Below are 21,421 nucleotides of genomic sequence, written 5' to 3'. Positions count from 1 at the left end.
GTCCGGCGCACCGCCGCCCGACCCCACCCACCATCCCGACAGGCCGTGCCCCGGCCGCAGGAGGAACCCCATGCCCATCGCCCCGGCCCTGCTGGAGGACTGGCTCCGCGAGCGGTACTTCACCACCACGTACGACATCAGCAGCAGCGGTGTCGAGAACTACACCGTCGACCAGGTCCTCGCCCTGGCCGGCACCGGCGCCGCCTCGCTCGGCTCCATCATGTTCCGCGACAGCCACTCGCTGGGCGCCGAACCGCTGCGCGCCGCCCTCGCCGAGCGGCACGGCACCGACCCCGGCTCGGTGATGGCGACCCAGGGCTCCAGCGAGGCGATCTACCTGGTGATGCACGCGCTGCTGAAGCCAGGCGACGAGATCGTGGTGCAGGCCCCGGCCTATCACGCGCTGGTCGAGGTGGCGGCGTCGCTCGGCTGCCGGATCGTCCCGTGGGCGATGCGCACCCAGGACGGCGTGGTCACCAACGAGGACGAGCTGCTCGCGCTGATAGGCCCGGACACCGCCATGGTGGTGCTCAACTTCCCGCACAACCCGACCGGCGCCACCGTCACCGAGGCCCAGCAGAGCGCCGTCATCGACGCCTGCGCCCGGTACGGGACGTGGCTCGCCTGGGACAACGCGTTCCGGGACCTGGTGTACGACCGTGCGCCGCTGCCCGACCCGACGCTCCGCTACGCCAGGGCGATCTCCTTCGGCACCCTGTCCAAGGCGTACGGGCTGCCGGGGCTGCGGGTGGGCTGGGCGCTGGCCGCGCCCGAAGTGCTCGCCGGCTGTGTGCGCCGCCGCGACTACACCAGCCTCGCGCTCTCGCCGCTGGTGGAGGCGGTCGCCACGCACGCCGTGCGGCACGCCGACGAACTGCTGCGCCCCCGCCTCGCGCAGGCCGCCGCCAACCGCGCGGTGCTCGGCGCCTGGCTGGCCCGCCATCGCGACCGGGTGGTCTGCGATGAGCCGGCCGGCGGAGTCACCGTCTTCCCCGAGCTGACCACGGTGGCGGACGTGACCGCGTTCGCCGACCGGCTCGACCGCGAGCACGGCGTGCTGGTCGTGCCCGGTTCCTGTTTCGGCGCCCCGCGCCACATCCGGCTCGGCTTCGGCGGCGCCCACGACGAGCTGGCCGCGGGCCTCGACCGGCTCGGGGCCCTGCTGCCCGCGGCCGGCTGACCCCGCGCCGCCCCACCGAACCCTCCGCAAACCCCGACCCCGAGGTGACCCGTCCGATGCACACCCTCACACTCGACGCCGCCGACGCCGACGCGATCGCCGTCCTTCTCGACGAGCTTGCCGACCGGTACGCCGACGTCGAGGACCAGGCCTTCCAGGACGAACTGACCGTCCAGTCCCACCGCTTGCCCCTCGCGCTGCGCCGCTTCCTGACCGACTTCCGGCTGCACGAACCGGCCGGTGCCTGCGTGGTCTCGGGCTACCGCGTCGACCAGGACCGGATCGGTGCCACGCCGACGCACTGGCGCCACCGCGAGGGGATCTCGCCGGCCCTCCGGGAGGAGATGTTCGTGCTGCTGTGCGGGGCACTGCTCGGCGAGCCGGTCGCCTGGGCCACCCAGCAGGACGGGTATCTGGTGCACGACGTCCTGCCGGTCAAGGGCCACGAGGACGAGCAGATCGGCACCGGCAGCAACCAGACCATCTTCTGGCACGTCGAGGACGCCTTCCACCCCTACCGGGGCGACTACGTGGGCCTGCTCTGCCTGCGCAACCCGGACCGGGTGCCGACCACGTTCGTGGGTGCGCAGGACCTGGAGATCTCCGCCGAGGACCGCCGGATCCTCGCGGAGCCGCGTTTCTACATGCTGCCCGACAACTCGCACCTGCAGATGCTCGACAGCGGCCCCGGGCGGCCGCTCGCGGGCGGTACACGGCTCCTGGACGCGGCGTACGAGCGGCTCAAGCGCATGCTGGAGGACGCGGCGCCGGTGCCGGTGCTCTTCGGGTCGCCGGGCGACCCGTACCTCTGCCTCGACCCGTACTTCATGGATCTGGACCGGCTCGACCCCGAGGCCCGAAGCGCCCTCCAGCGCCTCTCGGACGAGATCGACCGCCGTCTGGGCGGTGCCGCGCTCGCGCCCGGCGAGATCGTCTTCGTCGACAACTACCGCGCGGTGCACGGCCGTAGCTCCTTCGCGGCGCGCTTCGACGGCACGGACCGCTGGCTCAAGCGGGTCAACGTCGCCCGCGATCTGCGCAAGTCCCGTGACGCCCGAGCCACGGCCGGCTCCCGCGTCCTGTTCTGACCGCGGCCCGCCGGCCCCGACCGCCGGCCCGGCTCCGCATTCCACGACCCGCCTTCGGGCCCGCCTGACCTTCTCCGGGGAGAGCACCGTGAGCACCACCCACACCGCCGCCGACGCCACCGCCGCCGACACCGCCCGCCGTATCGCCGGCCTGTCGCCCGAACAGCGGGCCAGGCTGGAGGCCCGGCTGCGCGAGCGGACGGCCCGGCGCCCGGCCGGGCCCGCCCAGGGGGTGCCGCGCCGCGCCGCGGGGGCGCCGGTGCCGCTCTCGTTCACGCAGGAGCAGATCTGGCTGGCACAGCAGCTGGCTCCGGAGTCGGCGGCGTACAACGTGCCGATGGCGGTGGCCTGTTCGGGGCCGCTGGACACCGAGCGGCTGTCCCTGGCGTTCCGGACGGTGATCGCCCGGCACGAGGTGCTGCGCACCACCTTCGCCGCGGGCACGGACGGCCTTCCCTCCCAACTCGTCCATGACGAGGCCGAGTTCGGCCTGCCGGTCGTGGACCTCACGGGTCTGACGCCGGACGAGGCCGAGGCGCGGGTGCGCGAGCGGCTGGCCGACGAGGCCCGCACCCCGTTCGACCTGGCGTCCGGGCCGCTGCTCCGTGCCGTACTGCTGCGCGCCTCGGAGCGCGAACACGTCCTGGCACTGACGGCTCATCACATCGTGGCTGACGCCTGGTCGGTGAACGTTCTGCTCGCCGAGGTCTCGGCGGCCTACCGGGCGGCGGACGGGCCGCAGGCGCCGGAGCCGTTGGCGGTGCAGTACGGCGACTTCGCCGCCTGGCAGCGCGGCCGTCTGGAGGGCGCCGCCCACCAGGAGAGCCTGCGGTACTGGCAGGAGCGGCTCTCCGGCCTGAACGACACCCCTCCCCCGGCCACCGCGACGGGACGGCCCGAGGGCGGCGCCGGCGCGGGCTCCCACACCCTGGAGCTGCCCGCCGATGTCACGGCCGGGCTGCGGGCGCTGGCCGCGGGGCACCGCACCACGCTCTTCACGGTGGCGCTCGCGGCCCTCCAGGTGCTGTTGCACCGCTACGGCGGCGGCACGGACCCGGTGGTCGCCACGCCGGTCGGCGGCCGGGAACGCACCGAACTCGAAGGCCTCATCGGCTGCTTCGTCAACACGCTGCTGCTGCGCGGCGACCTGACGGGCGAGCCGACCTTCGCCGAGCTGCTCGACCGGGTCACCGAGGCGACCCGCCGCGACTTCCAGCACCAGGAGGTGCCGTTCGAGCAGTTGGCGGCGCAGCTGCGGGCCGGCTCCCCGGACGGCCTCGCCCGCACCATGCTGGTCCTCGACCAGAGCGCCCCCGGCGGCCCGACGGGCACGCCCGGCACCGCTCAAACGCCTTCCCAGGACGAGGAGTTGACGCTGTCCCCGCTGGACGGGGCCGGGCCCGTCGACGCCAAGCGCGATCTGACCTTCACCGTCTCGGACGACGGAACCACCCTGACGCTGACCCTGGTCCACCGCGCCGACCGCTACGAGGAGCGTTCCGCCGAGCGGATGCTCGCCCACTACGCCACCGTGCTGCGTGAGGCCTCGGCCGGCCCGCACCGGCCGGTCGGCCGGCTGCCGCTGCTGCCGCCCGCCGAGCGCGCCCTCGTCCTCGACACCTGGAACGCCACGGCCCTGCCGGTGCCGGCCGGCACCTTCCACGGCCGCTTCGCCGAGCAGGCCGCGCGGACGCCGGGGGCCGTCGCGGTGGTCGGCGCCGACGGCACGTACCGCTACGGAGACCTCGACCGGCTCGCCAACCGGTTCGCCCACCATCTGCGCGGACTGGGCGTCGCCGCGGAGACCCCGGTCGGGATCTGCCTGGAGCGCGGGGCCTGGACCGTGGTCGCGCTGCTGGCCGTCCTGAAGGCGGGCGGCTGCTACGTCCCGATCGATCCGGCGCAGCCGCGGGAGCGGATGGCGATGATGCTCGCCGACACCGGCGCCCCCGTGGTGATCACGCGCGCGTCGTCGGCCGGGCTGCTGCCCGAGGGTGTGCGGGCGGTGGTGGTGGACGAGGCCGGCCTCGGCGCGCTCCCCGACACCGCGCCCGATGTGAGGGTCGACCCGGGCCGGGCGGCGTACGTCCTGTTCACCTCCGGCTCGACCGGGCGGCCCAAGGGCGTGGTGGTCGAGCACCGCCAGCTGCTCAACTACCGCACCGCGGTGGTGTCCGCGCTGGATCTGGCGGACGGGGCCGGCTACGCCATGGTGCAGCCGTTCACGTTCGACTCGTGCGTCACCGTGCTCTCGTCGGCGCTCCTGGGCGGTGGCACCCTGCACATGGTGGACGCCGACACCGCGTCGGACGGGCAGCTGCTCGCGGCCTACTTCGCGGAGCACACGGTCGACTACCTGAAGATCAGCCCCTCGCACCTGGCGGCCCTCGAAGGGCCCGGCGCCGAACACCGGGTGCTGCCCCGGCGGGGCCTGATCCTCGGCGGCGAGGGCTCGACCAGCTCCTGGGTGCGCGAGCTGCTCGGCCGGGCCGGGTGCGAGGTCCTCAACCACTACGGGCCGACGGAGACCACCGTCGGCGTGACCACCCACCGCCCGCGGGCCGACCGGCTCGCCGCCACGGCGACCGTGCCGATCGGCCGGCCGCTGGGCAACGTCCGGGCGTACGTCCTGGACGGCGGCGGCGAGCCGGTGCCGGTCGGGGTGCCGGGTGAGCTGTTCATCGGCGGCGCCCAGGTGACCCGCGGCTATCTGGGCCGCCCGGGTCTCACGGCCGAGCGGTTCGTCCCCGACCCGTTCGGCGGGCCGGGCGACCGGCTCTACCGCACCGGCGACCTGGCGCGGCGGCTGCCGGACGGCGCGATCGAGTTCCTCGGGCGGCTCGACGACCAGGTGAAGATCCGCGGCTTCCGGATCGAACTCGGCGAGGTGGAGGCGGCGTTGGCCGCCCTGCCGTCGGTGTCCGCCGCCGCCGCGGTGGTGCGCGAGGACCGTCCGGCCCAGCGCGACCTGGTGGGCTACGTCGTTGCCTCTCCCGGCACGGAGCCCGACGTGGGCGCCCTGCGCGCCGAGTTGATGGCGTCGCTTCCCGGCTACATGGTGCCGTCCGCCCTGGTGGTGCTCGACGCGCTCCCCATCACCGCCAACGGCAAGCTCGACCGGCGGGCGCTGCCCGCGCCGCGGCGCGAGGAGGGCCCGAGCGGGCGGGCCCCGCGCGACGAGCGGGAAGCCGCGCTGTGCCGGATCTTCGCCGATGTCCTCGGCACCGACCGCGAACCGGGCATCGACGAGAGCTTCTTCGATCTCGGCGGGCACTCCCTGCTCGCGATGCGCCTGGCCGCGGCCGTCCGCACCGGACTCGGCACCGCGACCAGCGTGCGCGACGTCTTCGAGACGCCCACCGTCGCGGCTCTGGCCGCCCGCCTGGAACAGGCCCGCCCCGCGGCCTCGCTGCCGCCCCTGGTGGTCGCGGCGCCCCGGCCGGACCGCATCCCGCTCTCCTTCGCCCAGGCCCGTCTCTGGTTCCTCAACCGCATGGAGAGCGGGGCCGGCGCCTACACGATGCCCGTCGTGCTGCGGCTGACCGGGGCGCTGGACACCGGCGCCCTGCGGGCCGCGCTCGACGACGTGGTCGAGCGGCACGAGACGCTCCGCACGCTGTTCCCCGAGACCGGCGGCGAGCCCCGCCAGCACATCCTCCCGGCCGGCCCCGGCCCGGTGCCCCTGACCGTGGCCGTCACGGACGAGGCCGGAGCCCGCTCCCGGATTACCGAGCTGTGTGCGAGGCCCTTCGACCTGACCACCGAACTACCGCTGCGCGCGGCCCTGTTCACCCTCGCGCCGGACGAGCACCGGCTCGTTCTGGTGCTGCACCACATCGTCGGCGACGGCTGGTCCATGCGGCCCCTGACGCGTGACCTCACCGCCGCCTACCACGCACGGGCCGCCGGCCGTGCGCCCGAGTGGAGCCCGCTGCCCGTCCAGTACGCCGACCACACCCTCTGGCAGCACCAGCACCTCGGCGACACCGACACCCCCGGTACGCCGCTGCACGACCAGCTCACCCACTGGACCGCGCACCTCGCCGGCCTCCCCGACGAGATCCCGCTGCCCGCCGACCACCCGCGGCCCGCCGCCCCGACCCACCGCGCCGCCCGCCACACGTCCCACACCGACGCGGCCACCCACCGCCGGCTCGCCATCCACGCCCGTGCCCACCAGGCCACGCTCTTCCACACCCTGCACGCCACCCTCGCCACCCTCCTGACCCGCAACGGCGCCGGAACCGACCTGCCCATCGGCACCCCCACCGCGGGCCGCACCCACCCCGAACTCGACGACCTCATCGGGTTCTTCGTCAACACGCTCGTCCTGCGCACCGACACCGGCGGCAACCCGACCCACACCCAGCTCCTGCACCGCACCCGCGACGTGGGCCTCACCGCCCTCAGCCACCAGGACCTCCCCTTCGAGCGGCTCGTCGAGGCGCTCAACCCCGCGCGCGCACCCCACCGCCACCCCCTCTTCCAGACCGCCCTCACCCTCAACACCGCCACCGACGCGCCGGGGCAGCCCGACGCCCAGGACATGGACTTCGAGAGCGCCGCCAAGTTCGACCTGTCCTTCACGGTCACCGAGCACCACGCCGAGGACGGCTCCCCCGGCGGTCTCACCGTCACCGTCGAGTACGCCGCCGACCTCTTCGAGGCCGCCACCGCCGAAGGGCTCGCGGAGCAGTTCCAGCGCGCCCTGCGCCACGCCGCCCACCACCCCGACGTCCCGATCGGCACCGCCGATCTCCTCGGCGAGAGCGGCCGGGCACAGGTCGCGGCCCTCGCCCGCGGCGCCGTGCACCCGCTGCCGGATGCCGCTCTGCCGGAGCTGTTCGCCGCGCAGGTGGCCCGCACCCCGCACGCCGCCGCCGTCACCTGCGGCGCCGACACCCTCACCTACGCCCAACTCGCCTCCCGGTCGGATCGGTTGGCCCGTCATCTGGTGGCGCTCGGCGCGGGCGGGGAACGCCGGATCGCGCTCCTCCAGGAGCGCTCGGCCGCCCTCGTGGTCTCCACCCTCGCCGTGGTGCGGGCCGGCGGCGCGTACGTGCCGCTGAGCGAGAGCTGGCCCGCCGAGCGGATGGCGCTGGTCCTGGAGGACACCGGCGCGGAGCTGCTCCTGGTGGACGCCGCCACCCGCGACCTGCCGTTCGTGCGGGACCGGGCCGCGGCGGGCGTCCGCGTGGTGGACGTCTCGGCGCCCCTGCCCGCCACACCCGCCCCGCCCGTCCCCGCCGTACAGCAGGACCGGCTCGCCTACGTGATGTACACCTCCGGCTCGACCGGCCGCCCCAAGGGCGTGGCGGTCACCCACGCCGACGTGGCCGCCCTGGCCGCCGACCGCTGGTGGCGCGGGGACGGTCACCACGAGCGGGTCCTGTTCCACTCCCCGCACGCCTTCGACGCGGCCACCTACGAGCTGTGGGTGCCGCTGCTCAACGGCGGCGAGGTGGTGGTCGCACCGGCCGGCGCTCTGGACGTCGCGGCCGTCGGACGCCTGATCGCCGACCACCGCGTCACCGCGCTGTGGCTGACGGCGGGCCTGTTCCGGCTGCTCGCCGAGGCCGCGCCGCAGAGCCTCGCCGGCGTGCGGGAGGTCATGACCGGCGGCGACGTGGTCCCGGCGACCGCCGTGCGCCGCGTACTGGCCGCCCATCCGGGGCTGCGGGTGGTCGACGGCTACGGCCCGACCGAGACCACCGTCTTCGCGACCCGGCACCCCATCGAGGCCGGCGACCCGCTCGGCAGCACCGTGCCGATCGGCCGCCCCCTGGACAACATGCGGGTCCAGGTGCTGGACGCCGGACTGCGTCAGCTGCCGACCGGGGTCCCGGGCGAGCTGTACATCGGCGGCGCCGGCGTCGCCCGCGGATATCTGGGCCGTCCCGCCGCGACCGCCGAGCGTTTCCTGCCGGATCCGTTCGGCGAGCCGGGCGCCCGGATGTACCGCACCGGTGACCTCGGCCGCCGCCGCCACGACGAGCGGGGCGGGGCGCACCTCGAATTCCTCGGCCGCACCGACGACCAGATCAAGCTGCGCGGCTTCCGGATCGAACCCGCCGAGATCGAGGCCCATTTCGCGGCCCTCCCCGGCATCGGCCAGGCCGCCGTGCTGCTGCGCGAGGACCACCCGGGCGACCAGCGTCTGGTGGCCTACCTGGTTCCGGCCGACACGGCCGACACGGCCGACGCGTCCGTGCTCCCCGGCCCGGCCGAGCTGCGCGCGCACGCCGCGGCCCGCCTGCCCGCCCATCTCGTCCCGTCCGCCGTCGTCCTCCTGGACACGCTGCCGCTCACCGCCAACGGCAAGCTCGACCGGCGCGCCCTGCCGGCGCCCGACGCGCACAGCGCGTCCGACGCGCCCGCCCGAGCCCCCCGCACCCCCTTCGAGGAAGCGCTGTGCGGGCTCTTCGCCTCGGCCCTCTCCACCGACCGCGTCGGCATCGACGACAACTTCTTCGAACGCGGCGGCCACTCGCTGCTCGCGATGCGCCTGGTCGCCGCGGTACGGGCCGAGCTGCACGCGGACATCGGCGTACGAGACCTCTTCGAGGCGCCCACCGTCGCGGCGCTCGCCGAGCGTCTGGACGGCGCCCGCCCGGCCGTCGCCCTGCCGCCGCTGGTACGCGCCGAGCCCCGGCCGGACCGCGTCCCGCTCTCCTCGGCGCAGGCCCGCCTCTGGTTCCTCAACCGCATGGACGAGACCGAGCGCGCCTCGTACAACATCCCGGTGGTGCTGCGCCTGACCGAGGCGGTCGACACGGCCGCGCTGCGCGGGGCCGTGGACGACGTGGTCGCGCGGCACGAGACGCTGCGGACCGTGTTCCCCGCGCAAGACGGCGAGCCGTGCCAGGAGATCAGGCCGGCCGCCGCGGGCCTGGTGCCGCTGGCCGTGACGCAGACCGACGAGGCCGGGGCCCGTGACGACATCGGCGCCCTGTGCGCCCGCCCCTTCGACCTGACCGCCGAACTCCCGCTGCGTGCGGCCCTGTTCACCCTCGCACCGCGGGATCACCTGCTGGTCCTGGTGCTGCACCACATCGCCGGTGACGGACTGTCGATGCGTCCGCTCAGCGAGGACCTCACCACCGCCTATCACGCCCGGGTGCGGGGGCAGGCGCCGGACTGGGCGGCGCTGCCCGTCCAGTACGCCGACTACGCCCTGTGGCAGCGGCGCCACCTCGGAGACGCCGACACCCCCGGCACGCCCCTGCACGATCAGCTCACGCACTGGAGCGGTGTCCTCGCCGGGCTCCCCGAGGAGATCGCCCTCCCCGCCGACCACCCGCGACCGGCCCACCCCACCCACCGCGCGCGCAACCACACGGTGCGCACCGGCCCGGCCGTACACCGCGCGCTGGTGGCGCACGCCCGTACGCATCAGGCCACGCTGTTCCACTCCCTGCACGCCGCGCTCGCCACCCTGCTCACCCGGAACGGCGCGGGCAGCGACGTGCCGATCGGCACCCCGACCGCCGGGCGCACCGTACCGGAGCTGGACGGCCTGGTCGGGTTCTTCGTCAACACCCTGGTCCTGCGCACCGACACCGGCGGCAACCCGACCCACACCCAGCTCCTGCACCGCACCCGCGACGTGGGCCTCACCGCCCTCGCCCACCAGGACCTCCCCTTCGAGCGGCTCGTCGAGGCCGTCAACCCCAGCCGCTCCCCGCACCGCCACCCCCTCTTCCAGACCGCCCTCACCCTCAACAACACGCCCGGCGCGACCGGGCCCGAACCGGCCGCCGCTGACGTGGAGTTCGAGGGGGCCGCGAAGTTCGACCTGTCGTTCACGGTCACGGAACACCACGCCGAGGACGGCTCCCCCGGCGGTCTCACCGTCACCGTGGAGTACGCGGCCGACCTGTTCGAGCCGGCCACGGTGGAGCGGCTCGCGGCCCAGTTCCTGCGGATCCTGGACGCCGCCGCCGAGCACCCCGACACCTCCATCCACAACACCGACCTGCTGGACGCCCACGAGCGCCAGGTGCTGTTCTCCGACTGGAGCGGCCCGACCCGCGCGCTGCCCGGCCTCTGCCTGCCGGAGCTGTTCGCCGCTCAGGTCGCCCGCACCCCGCACGCCACCGCCGTCTCCTGCGGCGCCGACACCCTCACCTACGCCCAACTGGACGCCGACGCCAACCGGTTGGCCCGTCATCTGGTGGCCCAGGGAGCCGGACCCGAACTGCTCGTCGCGCTGGCCGTGCCGCGCTCCGTCGAAACCCTGGTGGCCGTGCTCGCGGTGCTCAAGTCCGGCGCGGCCTACCTGCCGGTCGACCTCACCCACCCGGGCGAGCGGATCGCCTACACCCTGGCCGACGCCGGCCCGCTGTGCGTGCTCACCACCACGGATGCGGCCGCCCTTCTGCCCGCCACGGGCCATCCGCGCCTGCTGCTCGACGCGCCCGGCACGGTCGCCGAGCTGGCCGCCCTTCCGGCGCACGACCTCACCGACGCCGACCGCTCGGCTCCCCTGTCACCGCGCAACCCCGCCTATGTGATCTACACCTCCGGCTCCACCGGCCGCCCCAAGGGCGTCGTGGTCGAGCACCACTCCCTCGACGCCTACCTGGCCTGGGCCCGCGAGGCCTACGCCGGCGTGGCGGGGCGAGCGCTCGTCCACTCGCCGGTCTCCTTCGACCTCACCGTCACCGGCCTCTTCGCCCCGCTCACCAGCGGCGGGTCCGTCCAGCTCATCGAACTCGACGACCAGGCGCCCACGGCCCGGGAGTTCGAACGGCCGACCTTCGTCAAGGCGACCCCCAGCCACCTGGCCCTGCTGACCGCGCTGCCCGAGCGCTTCTCCCCCAGCGAGCAGCTGGTGCTCGGCGGCGAGTCCCTGATGGGCGAGGTCCTCGACGAGTGGCGCGGCCGGCACCCGGGCACCACGGTGATCAACGAGTACGGTCCCACCGAGACCACGGTGGGCTGCACCGAGTTCCGCATCGAGCCCGGTGACACCGCGCCCTCCGGCGTGATCACCATCGGCACACCGGTCTGGAACACGCGGATGTACGTCCTCGACGAGGCACTGCGGGCCCTTCCGATCGGTGTCGGAGGCGAGCTGTTCATCGCGGGCGCCCTGGTGACCCGCGGCTACCTGGGCCGGCCGGGCCTGACCGCCGAGCGGTTCCTTCCCGACCCCTTCGGCGAGCCCGGCGCGCGGATGTACCGCAGCGGTGACCTCGGCCGCTGGCAGTACGACGACCAGGGCGCGGGGCGGCTCGAATTCCTCGGCCGCACCGACGACCAGTTCAAGCTGCGCGGCTTCCGCGTCGAACCCGCCGAGATCGAAACGCACTTCACCAACCGTCCCGACATCGCGCAGGCCGCCGTCCTGCTCCGCGAGGACCACCCCGGCGACCAGCGGCTCGTCGCCTACCTCGTGCCGGCCCCCGGTGCGGCCCCCGATCCGGCCGAGCTGCGCGCCCACGCCGTCGCCCACCTCCCCGCCCACCTCGTCCCGTCCGGCACGGTGCTGCTCGACGCGCTGCCGCTCACCCCCAACGGCAAGCTCGACCGCCGGGCGCTGCCCGCGCCCACCGCCGGCCGCACCCCGGCGGCGCGAGCACCGCGCACCCCGCACGAACACGTCCTGTGCGACCTGTTCGCGACCACCCTGTCCGTCGAGGGCGTCGGCATCGACGACAACTTCTTCGATCTGGGCGGGCATTCGCTGCTCGCCGCGCGGCTGACCGCCAGGATCCGTGCGGAGCTGAACGTCCAGGTCGGTCTGCGGGCCCTGTTCGAGACGCCGACGGTGGCCCTGCTCGCCGAGCGGATCGGCGCGGACGGCGGGGCGCTGGACGACGGGGGACTCGGCCGGCTGCTGCCGCTGCGCACCGGCGGATCGCGCCCGCCGCTGTTCGCCGTGCACCCGGGCGGCGGCCTCGGCTGGTGCTACTCCGGGCTCGCACGCCACCTCGACCGTGACCGTCCGCTCTTCGCGCTGCAGGCCCGCGGCCTCGACGGCGACGGTGAACTGCCGGGCAGCGTGGCCGAGATGACCGCCGACTATCTGCGGCTGGTCCGCGAGGTGCAGCCGCACGGCCCGTACCACCTGCTCGGCTGGTCGTTCGGCGGCACGGTGGCACACGAGATGGCGCGGCAGATCCAGGCGGCGGGCGAGGAGGTGGCGCTGCTCGCGATGCTCGACTCTCACCCCACCGGCCGGTTCCGGCACGCGGGGCGGCCCAGCGACGCGGAGATCCTCTCGCTCGCCCTGGACGGCCTCGACCTCGACGAGCTCGCGGCAGCCGTCCCGGCGGACCCGGGCGCGGCCCTCGGCCACGGGCTGCCCACGGCCGACGCCGTACTGGAGCTGTTGCGGGAGCGCGGCAGCGTGCTGGGCGGCCTCGACCCGGAAGCGCTCGGGCGGCTGGTGCGGGTGACGGCCAACAACCTCGCGCTGGCCCAGGGCGAGCGGCCGGGCCGCTACCGGGGCCGGGTGCTCTTCTTCGAGGCCCTGCCGGGCCGGGGCGCCGACGGCGTGCCGCTGGCGGAGCTGTGGAGCGAGCACGTGGACGGCCCGGTGGAGAACCATCCGCTGGACATCCCGCACAGCCGCTTCACCACGCCCGAGGCGCTGACTCTGATCGGCCCGGTGCTCGCCTCCCACCTGCGCTGAGGAACACCCCGGCCGGTGCGGCCGGCCCGCCGCACGGCCGCACCGTCGCCCCCACATCAGCTTCCGCGAACGCCAGTTGATGTGCCCTTCCCCCCCTCCCCCGTCCCGCCACCGAACGGAGCCGCCCCATGGGCCCGCCCCTCTCAGCCGAACCCGCCGACCGGCGGGGTGTCACCGGCCGCCGCTCGTCCGCCCGGGTCGTCCGACACCGCCCAGAGGCGTCATGACCACCTTCCTCCTCGTCTGCGCGGGCCGGCTGATCACCGCGCTCGGCTCCAGCATCTCCGGCTTCGCGCTCGGCCTGTGGATCTACCAACAGACCGGTTCCGTCACGCAGTTCGCCACCGGCCTGCTGCTGGGCTTCGCGCCGGGCATGCTGGCCGCGCCCGCCGCCGGAGTCCTGGTCGACCGGTACCGGCGCCGCACCGTGCTGCTCTGCGCGGACGCGGCGGCCATGATCGCGGCCGTGGCCATGGCCCTCTCCCAGTCGACCGGACACCTCGCCGTCTGGCAGGTGTACGCCGTCACCGTCCTGGAGTCGTGCTGCGCGGCCTTCCAGTGGCCCGCCCTCGCGGCGGCCGTCACCGGCATGGTCCGGCCCGAACAGCGGGGCAGGGCCGGTGCGATGACGCAGACCGCGCTGGCCGTGGCGCAGCTCCTCGGCCCGATGCTCGCCGCCACGCTGCTCGGCGTGGGCGGGCTGCGCGCCGTCCTCGTCGTCGACGTCGCCTCGTTCGCGCTGGGCCTGTTCACCGTGCTGGCCGCCCACTTCCCCGAGCCGCCCGGCCTGGACGGCAACCGGGGACGCTCGGGTCAACGCCGGGGATGGCGCCGCGAGTTGAGCGAGGGGCGGCGGCTGCTCACGGCGCAACCGGGCCTTCGTCATCTCCTGCGCGTGGTGACGGTGTTCAACGCGGCGGAGGCGACCGCGACCGCCCTGCTGCTGCCGCTGGTCCTCTCCAGCACCCCGCCGGCCCAACAGAACGCGGCGGTCGCCCTGGTCAGCACCTGCGGGGGGCTGGGCCTCGCGGTCAGCAGTGTCGCCATGTCCATCTGCCGGCTTCCGCGCAGGCCGATGCTCTGGATCACCTCGGCCACCGTCCTCAGCGGGGGCGCGGTCCTGCTCGCGGGTCTCCACCCGCGCCCGGGGCTGCTCGCGGGAGCCGCCTTCACGTTCTTCCTCGGGCTGCCGGTGGTCACCGGCTGCGCCCAGGTGCTGTGGCAGTCCGCGGTGGCCGCCGAGGCCCAGGGGCGGGTCTTCGCGCTGCGCCGCATGTTCACGCAGGGCGGCACCATGCTGGGCTTCCTGCTGGCCGGCCCGCTCGCCTCGCAGGTCTGCGGCCCGCTGGTGGACGCGGGCGGCCCGCTCGCCTCCACGGTCGGCCGGCTCCTCACCACGGCCCGCGACCGGGGCAGTGCGCTGTTGTTGTGCTGCACGGGCCTGGCGCTGGCCCTCATCGCCCTCACGGGCCGCCGCCACACCGTCACGGCCCTGGCAGCGCCGCCCGACGCGGACACGCCGCCCGCGCCCGACACGCCGTACGCCGCGAAGTCGCCGCGGCCGCCGTCCGACCGGCTCGAACCCGAAGCGGGCGGCACACGGCCCGCCGCATGAACGCGTGGGGCGCGTCCCGAACTCCGCGCCCGCCCGCACGCCGACCAGCCGTCGTCGTAGAGGGACCATCCGGCATACGTTCAGCGGGGACGCACCTGCCCGACCAGTACGGGGTACGGCCCCACTTCGCCGGCTCCCGTTCCACCGACCCCACGTCACCGCCCCGGAGGCACCGTGATCTTCCGCCCCACCACCGCAGCGGACCTCGACCGTTTCCTTCCGCTCATCGTCACCGACCCCGCCGCCGGCATGACGGCCGACACCTATACGGCCCGCGTCTCCTCCGGTGAGTACCGTCACGCCTGGACGTGGATCGCGGACGACGGACCCGGCCGTACCCCGCTCGCGCTCGCCGTCTGGTGGGGCGGCCCCGACGATGCCCAACCCGGCGCCCTGGACGGGCTGTTCGTGCACGCGTCGGTGCCGGACGCCGACCGCACGGCCCTCGCCGCCCGGCTGCTGACCGCCGCACACGAGGCGTACGCCGCGGCCGGTGCCGCGACGGCGCCGGAGTACCACCTCTTCCTGCCCTCCGACTGGCGCGGCCGGCCCGACACCGTCGCGGCGGTGACCTGGCGGCAGGAAGCGGCCCGGCGCGCCGGGCTTCCGGCGAGCCTGGAGCGGCTGCGATACGAGTGGACGCCCGCGGCCGGCCTCCCCGAACCGTCCGGGCGGCTGGTGTTCCGTGCCGAACCCGACGACGAGGTCTTCGTCGACCTGTTCCACCGGGTCCTCGCGGACAGCCTCGACGCCACGTCCCGCAAGGAGGCCGAACGCGTCGGCGCCCGCACCCAGGCCCGCGACGACGTGGCGTTCTACCGCGACAGCATGCCCGGCGACCGGTCCTGGTGGCGGACCGCGTGGACCCCCGAGGGCGGCCTGGTGGGCTTCGGACTCCCCTCACGCAACCACGCCTGCCCCGTGGTCGGGTACTTGGGCGTCCTGCCCGAGCACCGTGGCCGTGGGTACGCGGACGAGATCCTCGGGGAGATCACCCGGATCCTGGCGGCCGAGACCGGCCCCGAGCGCGTCAGGGCCGACACCGACATGACGAACACGCCGATGGCCGCGGCCTTCGAACGCGTGGGGTACCGCAGCGACTCCTGCCGCCTGGTGCTCTCGGCCTTCTGAACCCGCGGGCCACGGGCCACGGCCGGCGGTGGGGCGCACCACTGCCGGCCGCCGCGAGCCGCCGACCGCGTACGGCCGAGATCGGGCGTGTATCCGGTGAATATCCCCACTCGCTTCGATGGCCCCCAGGAATTCCACCGGGCCACGTGCACGGACACGGACACGCGCCGAACGATCTGGAAGAGGAACAACCCGAGATGAGCATCGATGAGCCGGCCCTCGCCGCGACCGAGACCGAGGCTCGGGCCGCGTTCGTGTCCCGGGCCGGCGGTCCGGCGCTCGACGGGAGCGCGCTGCTCGACCGGGCCGCCCGCGCGCTGCCGGGCGTCCTGTCCGCCGGAGCGGACGTCGGGACGGCGCTGACCGGACTCGCCGCGTACGCGGCGCGCGGCCCGGCGCCCGAGGCCTGGGCGCTCGACCTGGTGACGGGCGCGCTGCGCCGGGCGCCGGGCGCACCGGCCGGCGACCGGGTGGGTGTCGCGGCCGGTCTCACCTGGCTTGGCGCCCTCGAATCGGGCCTGGCGGCGCACTGCGAAGCGCTCATCGCCGAACGCCTCGCGCGGCCCGGCACCCGGGTGCCCCGGCTGCGTCCGCACCGCGTCGGGCTCGGGGGCGAGGCGGGCGGGCCGGCCGCGCCGCCGGTGCGCGACGCGGAGCCGGCCAGGGCCGTGCCCCAGGCCCTGCTGCGCGCGCTGCGGACAAGGGGCGAGCCCGTCGCGCACGACCTGTCGGGCCTGCTGTCGCTGCCCGCCTGCGCGGTGCGGCTCGTCCCGGACAGGGCGACGGTCGCGGGCGGGCGGGCGGATGCGGCGCCGGACACCGTCGTCGCGACGGGCCCGACTCTGGCGGCGGCCGTCCGCACCGCCTCCGAACGCGCGCTGTGCCTCAACACCGCACGGCCGGGCGGCAGTTCGGGTCTGCATACGATCCCGCCGATCACCGGCGCCCAGGAGGACACCACCGCGCGCCGGTCCGCCCGCCCGCAGTGGTCCCACCCCTTGGACGCGCTGCGCTCCCAGGGCCTCACACCGGCCGCGGTGCTGCTCGACCACGACGCGCGCCTGGACGAGGTGCTGCCCTACGTGGTCCGGATCGTGCTGTCGCCCCGGTGAGCCGGGCGATCCGCTGCGACCGGGGCCGTCCTACTGCGGGATGTCCATGTGCAGCCGGATGGTGGTGCCCTGGTCGGGGGTCGAGCGGATCTCGACCAGGTCGCAGAGCTGATGGGCGAGCCACAGGCCGCGGCCGCCCAACTGGTCCGCCTTCGGGCGGGTGCGGCCCGCCATGACGTCGGAGATGTAGCCGCCGTCCCGGAACTCGCAGAGGAACGTCGCGGGCTCCGCCCAGGTGCGCAGGGTGCCCTGTCCGCCGCCGTGGCGGATGCTGTTCGTGGCGATCTCGGTGACGGCCACCGCGAGTTTCGGCAGCCGGTCGTCGGGGACCCCCGCGTCGGTCGCGCACTGGGACACCTTGGACCGGATCGCGGACAGGTCGCCGCTGGTGTAGGTCAGTTCCTGGTGCGGGTCGCAGGGGTCGCCGAGCGCGTCGAAGACGTACTCCTCGGCGCCGAGGTAGCCCTCGTTGTTCATGGACCGCCCGTCCTGGTGGATCAGCGGGTGGCAGCGCGAGACGGAGTCCAGGGCGCTCTGGTCCTCGTCGGCGGCGTCGTAGGGGCACAGCATCGACCAGGCCTGGCTGCGCGCGAAGGCCCGGTTGAGGAGCCATTCGTGGTAGCGGAGCTCGGACAGGTGGGCCGCGCTGCGCGCCTGGCGCCAGGCCGTCTCGCCGATGCCGCGCACCGGCCTGCCGCCCTCGCCGCGCTCGCTCATCCAGGCCGTCCAGGCCGCGACGAGCCGGCCGGGGCTCGCGCCGACCGTCGAGGTCTCCACGAAGGTGACGGCGGACTCGTCGGGGAACTCCTCGCGCAGGAGCGACGCCTTCTCCGCGGGGACGGCGACGACGACGGCCTCCCCCGCCTCCAGGGCCTCGCGGATGAAGCCCTGGGTGCCGGAGAGGAACTGCGCGTCACCGCGGTAGGGGTACAGCTCGTGGCGGAACCCGGGCTCGGGCGCGTCGGGCGTGCCCGCCGGCTCGGACGTCGTCGGGGACGGAGTGCCGCTCATGCGCCCATCACCACCGAAACGTCGGCCGTCGCGTAACCGGCCAGTTCCCAGCACAGGCGGACGGTCTCATTGGCGCCCTCCACGAGGACGCGCCGGTCCGGCAGCGTCCGGGCCGCGTCCACCAGGGCGTGCATGCCCGCCGCGTCGATCATGTCGAGGGTGTCGAAACGCAGCGTCACCGTGGGGGCGCGCAGCGCGGCCGCCCGTACCGCCGCGTTGAACACCGGCGCACACTCCGAGTCGATCACACCGTCCACGCTCCAGCTGTCGGCACCCGTGCTGAACATGCGGAACGCCGGGTGTTCAGCACGCATGCCCACCTCGTGCGGGTGCACACATCCCATGTGTTCCAGCGTAGGCGCGTCCCACTCGGAGGGCCTCACCGCGCAGACCACGATCGCGCCGCTCTCCGACGCGAACTGGTCGAGCTTGAGCTCCTGGGCGAGCAGCTCCTCCCGGGCGCCGGGGACCGCTTTCGGCGCCGTCCTCTCGTTGAGGACGCGGACGGAGCGGAACCCCTCGCGTACCGCCGTACGTGCCTCGCGGCGCACCGCCGCCAGCACGAAGTCGGAGTCGGCGGCGCCCGGGACGTCGAGCACGACGGACGCGCTGGGCCGGGCGTCCCGGGGCATCCGCGCGATGGCGCCGGCGGAGCCGACGACCACGATCTTGTCTCCGTACAGGGCTCCGTCCGCCACGAACGCCCGCGCATCGGCCAGGGACTCGCCGGCCGGCCGCATGCGCCAGCAGACGTGGTCCCCGAGCTCGACCTCGTCCAGTGTCGCCAACGCCCGCGCCGCTCTCACCTGGCCCCCTTCCGGCCGCCGGCCGCCCAGGGGCGGGATGTACGCAGAATGCCGAGCCTAGCCGAACCGCAGCCGCCGGACGGCCCGGCGGGGTTCGCGGCGGGTGCCGGACGGAACATCCGGAGGCCGGAGAGCGGGCCGGGGACGAGGCCCACGACGGAGCCGGGGACGGCAATCGGCCCAGAACCCAACAAAGGGGCCCCGCAGCCATGTTGTGATGCGCGCACGCGCACACCGATGCGGACCACGGGAGCCGGAGGTGGGCATACTCTCCGCATGACGACAGAACACGGAGCGGACCACGGGGCAGCCGTGCCGCCGGCCGGAGTGCTCGGCGCGCAGTACCCGCTGCACGACGCCTGGGCGATCGAGGCCACGGGTGACCTCGACCTCGACACGCTCGGCCCGCTCAAGGACGCCCTCGAGGAAGCCGCCGGCCGGCACCGGCACGTGATTCTGGAAGCCTCACGCATCACGTTCTGCGACTCCTCCGCACTCAACGTCCTGCTCCATGTGCACGCCGCCACCGCGTTGAGCATCGCCGCCCCCTCCGAGAGCCTGCTGCGCCTGCTGCACGTCACCGGCACGGACCAGTTCTTCACCCTGCATCCCACCCTCGAAGCCGCCGCCTCCTGCGGGCCCGACTCAGGACGCCGGTAGACACGTCCCGCGGCGGGCGGGTCCGCGAGGTGACGGGTCGTAGGGGACCTTCGTCCCGCAGCAGATGACTTTCGCGGGCGGCGGGGGCTTCCCGGGTCGGCTGGGATGGAAGACCCGCCCGCAGGAAGGCCCGCCCCATCCCGTCGCTATCGAGATCGATGTCCATGCGCGAAGACACCGCCCCTCACGCCTGCCTCCGCCCCGCCGCGCCGCGCGCCGACGGCATGTGGATGCTGGTCGCACCCGCCGCCGAGCCCGCCGGGGCCGCGGAGCTCGTCCAGGCGAGTCCGCGGGCCCGCGCCGCCCTGCTCGGCGACGCGACGCCGCGGTGGTCCTTCACCGACCTCCTGGCACCGACCAGCGTGTCCATCTCGCGCCAGCTGCTCCTGGACGCCCTGCACGGCGGAGGCCGCGTCTTCCGCCAGCCGATCGAGTACGCCCACCCCGGCGGCGCGGTCATCTGCATGACGTCGGCGCGCCGCATCGACCGCTGCGACGGCGATCCCGCCGTGCTGGTGGAGATCGAGGAGGAGGAAGAGGGCGAGTGGCTGCACTGGGAGGCGCTGCGCTCCATGACCGTCCTCGCCGACCACTCGCTGTGGGTCTACGACGAGGAGGCGGACGCGTTCAGCTGGCTCGACGGTGAGCGCCTGTACAACGGCATGGGCCCCGGCGACACGATGTCCCTCGACGCGCTGCTCGGCCTGGTGTGCGCGCAGGACGTGAGCCGGGTGGAGGCCGCTTTCTGGGCGCTGCGCAGGGGCCACGCCCAGCGGGTGGACGTCGACTTCCGCATGGCCGACGAGCACGGCCGCCTGAACTGGCTGCGCACCCTCGCCCGCCTCGTCCGCTTCGGCTTCGACGGGGGGCGGCGCGTCGTGGGAACGACCACGAACACCACGGCGGCCGTGGAACGCCACCAGACGCTCGTCAAGGCGCACGCCGACGCACGGCGGCGCGGCGACCTCGTACAGGAGCTGGCCGCCGCGTTCGTGGCCGCCGCCACGGAGGACGAGCTGACGGCCGCGATCCTCAACAAGGTGGCGCCCGCGTTCGGCGGCACCGGCACCCTGCTGGCGTTCGTGGAGGACGAGAGGCTGCGGGTCACGTTCGGCGCCGGGATCGATCCCGCGCTCGCCCGCTCCCTGCACGGCCTGCCGCTGGACGCGCCCAAGCCCCTGACCGAGGCCATCCGCACCGGGACGCCGCAGTTCATCGCGACCCGCGAGGACTACCGGCGGTCGTGGCCGCAGGCACACGGTCTGCTGGACGCCACCTCCGCCGAGTCGTTCGTGATGATCCCCCTGCGCGGCCAGGGCGCCGCACCGCTCGGCGGCTGGGTCGTGACCTTCGACCGGCCGCACGACCTCTCGAATCAGGAGCGCACCCTCGTCGGCGTCATGGCCGACGTCGCGGGGCAGGCGTGGGAGCGCATCCGGCTGCAGTCGGCCCGCACCGAATTGGCCGGCACCGTGCAGCGCGATCTGCTGCCCGCCACGCTGCCGGCCGTCGTGGGGTACGAGATCGAGGCGCGCTACAGCCCCGCGCACGAGGGGCTGGACGTCGGCGGCGACTGGTACGACGTGATCGCCCTGCCGGACGGCGGCACCGCGTGCATCATCGGCGACGTCCAGGGACACAATGTGCAGGCCGCCGCGCTGATGGGGCAGGTGCGCACCGCGATGCACGCGTACGCCTGGCAGGAGCCGGCCCCGGACCAGGTGCTGGCCCGCACCAACGACCTGATGCTCCAGATGCGGATGCCGGTCTTCGCGACCTGTCTGTACGCCCTGCTCACCCCCGACGGGCGGGTCGTGACCGCGCGCGCCGGGCACGTACCGCTGGTGCACTCGACGGGGGACGGCGCCCAGGTGCGCGAGTACCCGGGCGGCCCGCCGCTCGGGGTGGTCCCGGGCAGCCGCTTTCCGGTGCACGCGCTGGAGATGGCCCCCGGTGACCTGCTCGCTCTCGTCACGGACGGCCTGGTGGAGGGCCCTCGGCTGCCGATCGACGCCGGCCTCGCCGTCATCTGCGAGGCCACCGCCCGCCGCCGCGAGGCGCCCCTCGCCGAGATCGCCGACGTCCTCATGGCGCAGACCGACTCGATGACGGGGCACGTCGACGACCGGGCCGTGCTCGTGGTCCGCCGGAGCGGGCGGGAGGAGTCCGGGGCCTGAAC

Annotated in this window: 10 protein-coding genes; 8 read left to right on the top strand and 2 right to left on the bottom strand. The window is 74.8% G+C overall.

Annotation, left to right across the window (positions count from 1 at the left end; translation table 11 throughout):
* The first annotated feature begins 70 nt into the window (after window positions 1–70).
* From vioD to OOJ98_RS27555, 6 genes are all read left to right on the top strand, one after another.
* Entirely contained in the window at window positions 71–1,180 is a 1,110-nt protein-coding gene (gene vioD, locus OOJ98_RS27580; protein WP_267057740.1) for a capreomycidine synthase, read from the top strand.
* A gap of 56 nt (window positions 1,181–1,236) precedes the next feature.
* Window positions 1,237–2,268, top strand: a complete 1,032-nt coding sequence (gene gntD, locus OOJ98_RS27575; protein WP_267057739.1) for a guanitoxin biosynthesis L-enduracididine beta-hydroxylase GntD — start codon at window positions 1,237–1,239, stop codon at window positions 2,266–2,268.
* An 88-nt stretch (window positions 2,269–2,356) separates the two neighbouring features.
* Window positions 2,357–12,907 (top strand): non-ribosomal peptide synthetase, encoded by a 10,551-nt coding sequence (locus OOJ98_RS27570; protein WP_267057738.1) that lies wholly within the window; start codon window positions 2,357–2,359, stop codon window positions 12,905–12,907.
* A 223-nt stretch (window positions 12,908–13,130) separates the two neighbouring features.
* Window positions 13,131–14,522 carry an MFS transporter gene (locus OOJ98_RS27565; protein WP_267057737.1) on the top strand — a complete coding sequence of 464 codons (1,392 nt, stop codon included), beginning with the start codon at window positions 13,131–13,133 and terminating at the stop codon, window positions 14,520–14,522.
* A gap of 174 nt (window positions 14,523–14,696) precedes the next feature.
* The gene (locus OOJ98_RS27560; RefSeq protein WP_267057736.1) at window positions 14,697–15,653 is read left to right on the top strand and encodes a GNAT family N-acetyltransferase; all 957 of its coding nucleotides are present in this window, start codon (window positions 14,697–14,699) and stop codon (window positions 15,651–15,653) included.
* Window positions 15,654–15,850: 197 nt separating this feature from the next.
* Window positions 15,851–16,765, top strand: a complete 915-nt coding sequence (locus OOJ98_RS27555; protein WP_267057735.1) for a hypothetical protein — start codon at window positions 15,851–15,853, stop codon at window positions 16,763–16,765.
* 30 nt (window positions 16,766–16,795) lie between these two features.
* Here OOJ98_RS27555 and OOJ98_RS27550 read toward each other — a convergent pair whose 3' ends face one another.
* Together OOJ98_RS27550 and OOJ98_RS27545 are read right to left on the bottom strand one after the other, a co-directional pair.
* The gene (locus tag OOJ98_RS27550; RefSeq protein WP_267057734.1) at window positions 16,796–17,776 is read right to left on the bottom strand and encodes a sensor histidine kinase; all 981 of its coding nucleotides are present in this window, start codon (window positions 17,774–17,776) and stop codon (window positions 16,796–16,798) included.
* Window positions 17,773–18,582, bottom strand: a complete 810-nt coding sequence (locus OOJ98_RS27545; RefSeq protein ID WP_267057733.1) for an MEDS domain-containing protein — start codon at window positions 18,580–18,582, stop codon at window positions 17,773–17,775. The genes OOJ98_RS27550 and OOJ98_RS27545 overlap by 4 nt, the downstream gene beginning before the upstream one ends.
* A 276-nt stretch (window positions 18,583–18,858) precedes the next feature.
* On the opposite strand from OOJ98_RS27545, the gene OOJ98_RS27540 reads away from it, so the two are divergent.
* A complete protein-coding gene (locus OOJ98_RS27540; RefSeq protein WP_267057732.1) occupies window positions 18,859–19,242 on the top strand; it encodes an STAS domain-containing protein in 384 nt (127 codons plus the stop codon).
* Between the two features lie 164 nt (window positions 19,243–19,406).
* Entirely contained in the window at window positions 19,407–21,419 is a 2,013-nt protein-coding gene (locus OOJ98_RS27535; protein WP_267057731.1) for a PP2C family protein-serine/threonine phosphatase, read from the top strand.
* The last annotated feature ends 2 nt before the right edge of the window (window positions 21,420–21,421 follow it).

It is taken from the genome of Streptomyces sp. NBC_00083 (assembly GCF_026343295.1).
GTDB lineage: Bacteria > Actinomycetota > Actinomycetes > Streptomycetales > Streptomycetaceae > Streptomyces.
Note: the sequence above shows the minus strand (reverse complement) of the source record. Positions and strands in the feature narration are given on the sequence as shown.

What these genes read in the sequence shown, in the direction of transcription:
- vioD (WP_267057740.1), top strand. Translation starts at nt 71, where the DNA reads ATGCCCATCGCCCCGGCCCTGCTGGAGGACTGGCTCCGCGAGCGGTAC.
- gntD (WP_267057739.1), top strand. Translation starts at nt 1,237, where the DNA reads ATGCACACCCTCACACTCGACGCCGCCGACGCCGACGCGATCGCCGTC.
- OOJ98_RS27565 (WP_267057737.1), top strand. Translation starts at nt 13,131, where the DNA reads ATGACCACCTTCCTCCTCGTCTGCGCGGGCCGGCTGATCACCGCGCTC.
- OOJ98_RS27555 (WP_267057735.1), top strand. Translation starts at nt 15,851, where the DNA reads ATGAGCATCGATGAGCCGGCCCTCGCCGCGACCGAGACCGAGGCTCGG.
- OOJ98_RS27550 (WP_267057734.1), bottom strand. Translation starts at nt 17,776, where the DNA reads ATGAGCGGCACTCCGTCCCCGACGACGTCCGAGCCGGCGGGCACGCCC.
- OOJ98_RS27540 (WP_267057732.1), top strand. Translation starts at nt 18,859, where the DNA reads ATGACGACAGAACACGGAGCGGACCACGGGGCAGCCGTGCCGCCGGCC.
- OOJ98_RS27535 (WP_267057731.1), top strand. Translation starts at nt 19,407, where the DNA reads ATGCGCGAAGACACCGCCCCTCACGCCTGCCTCCGCCCCGCCGCGCCG.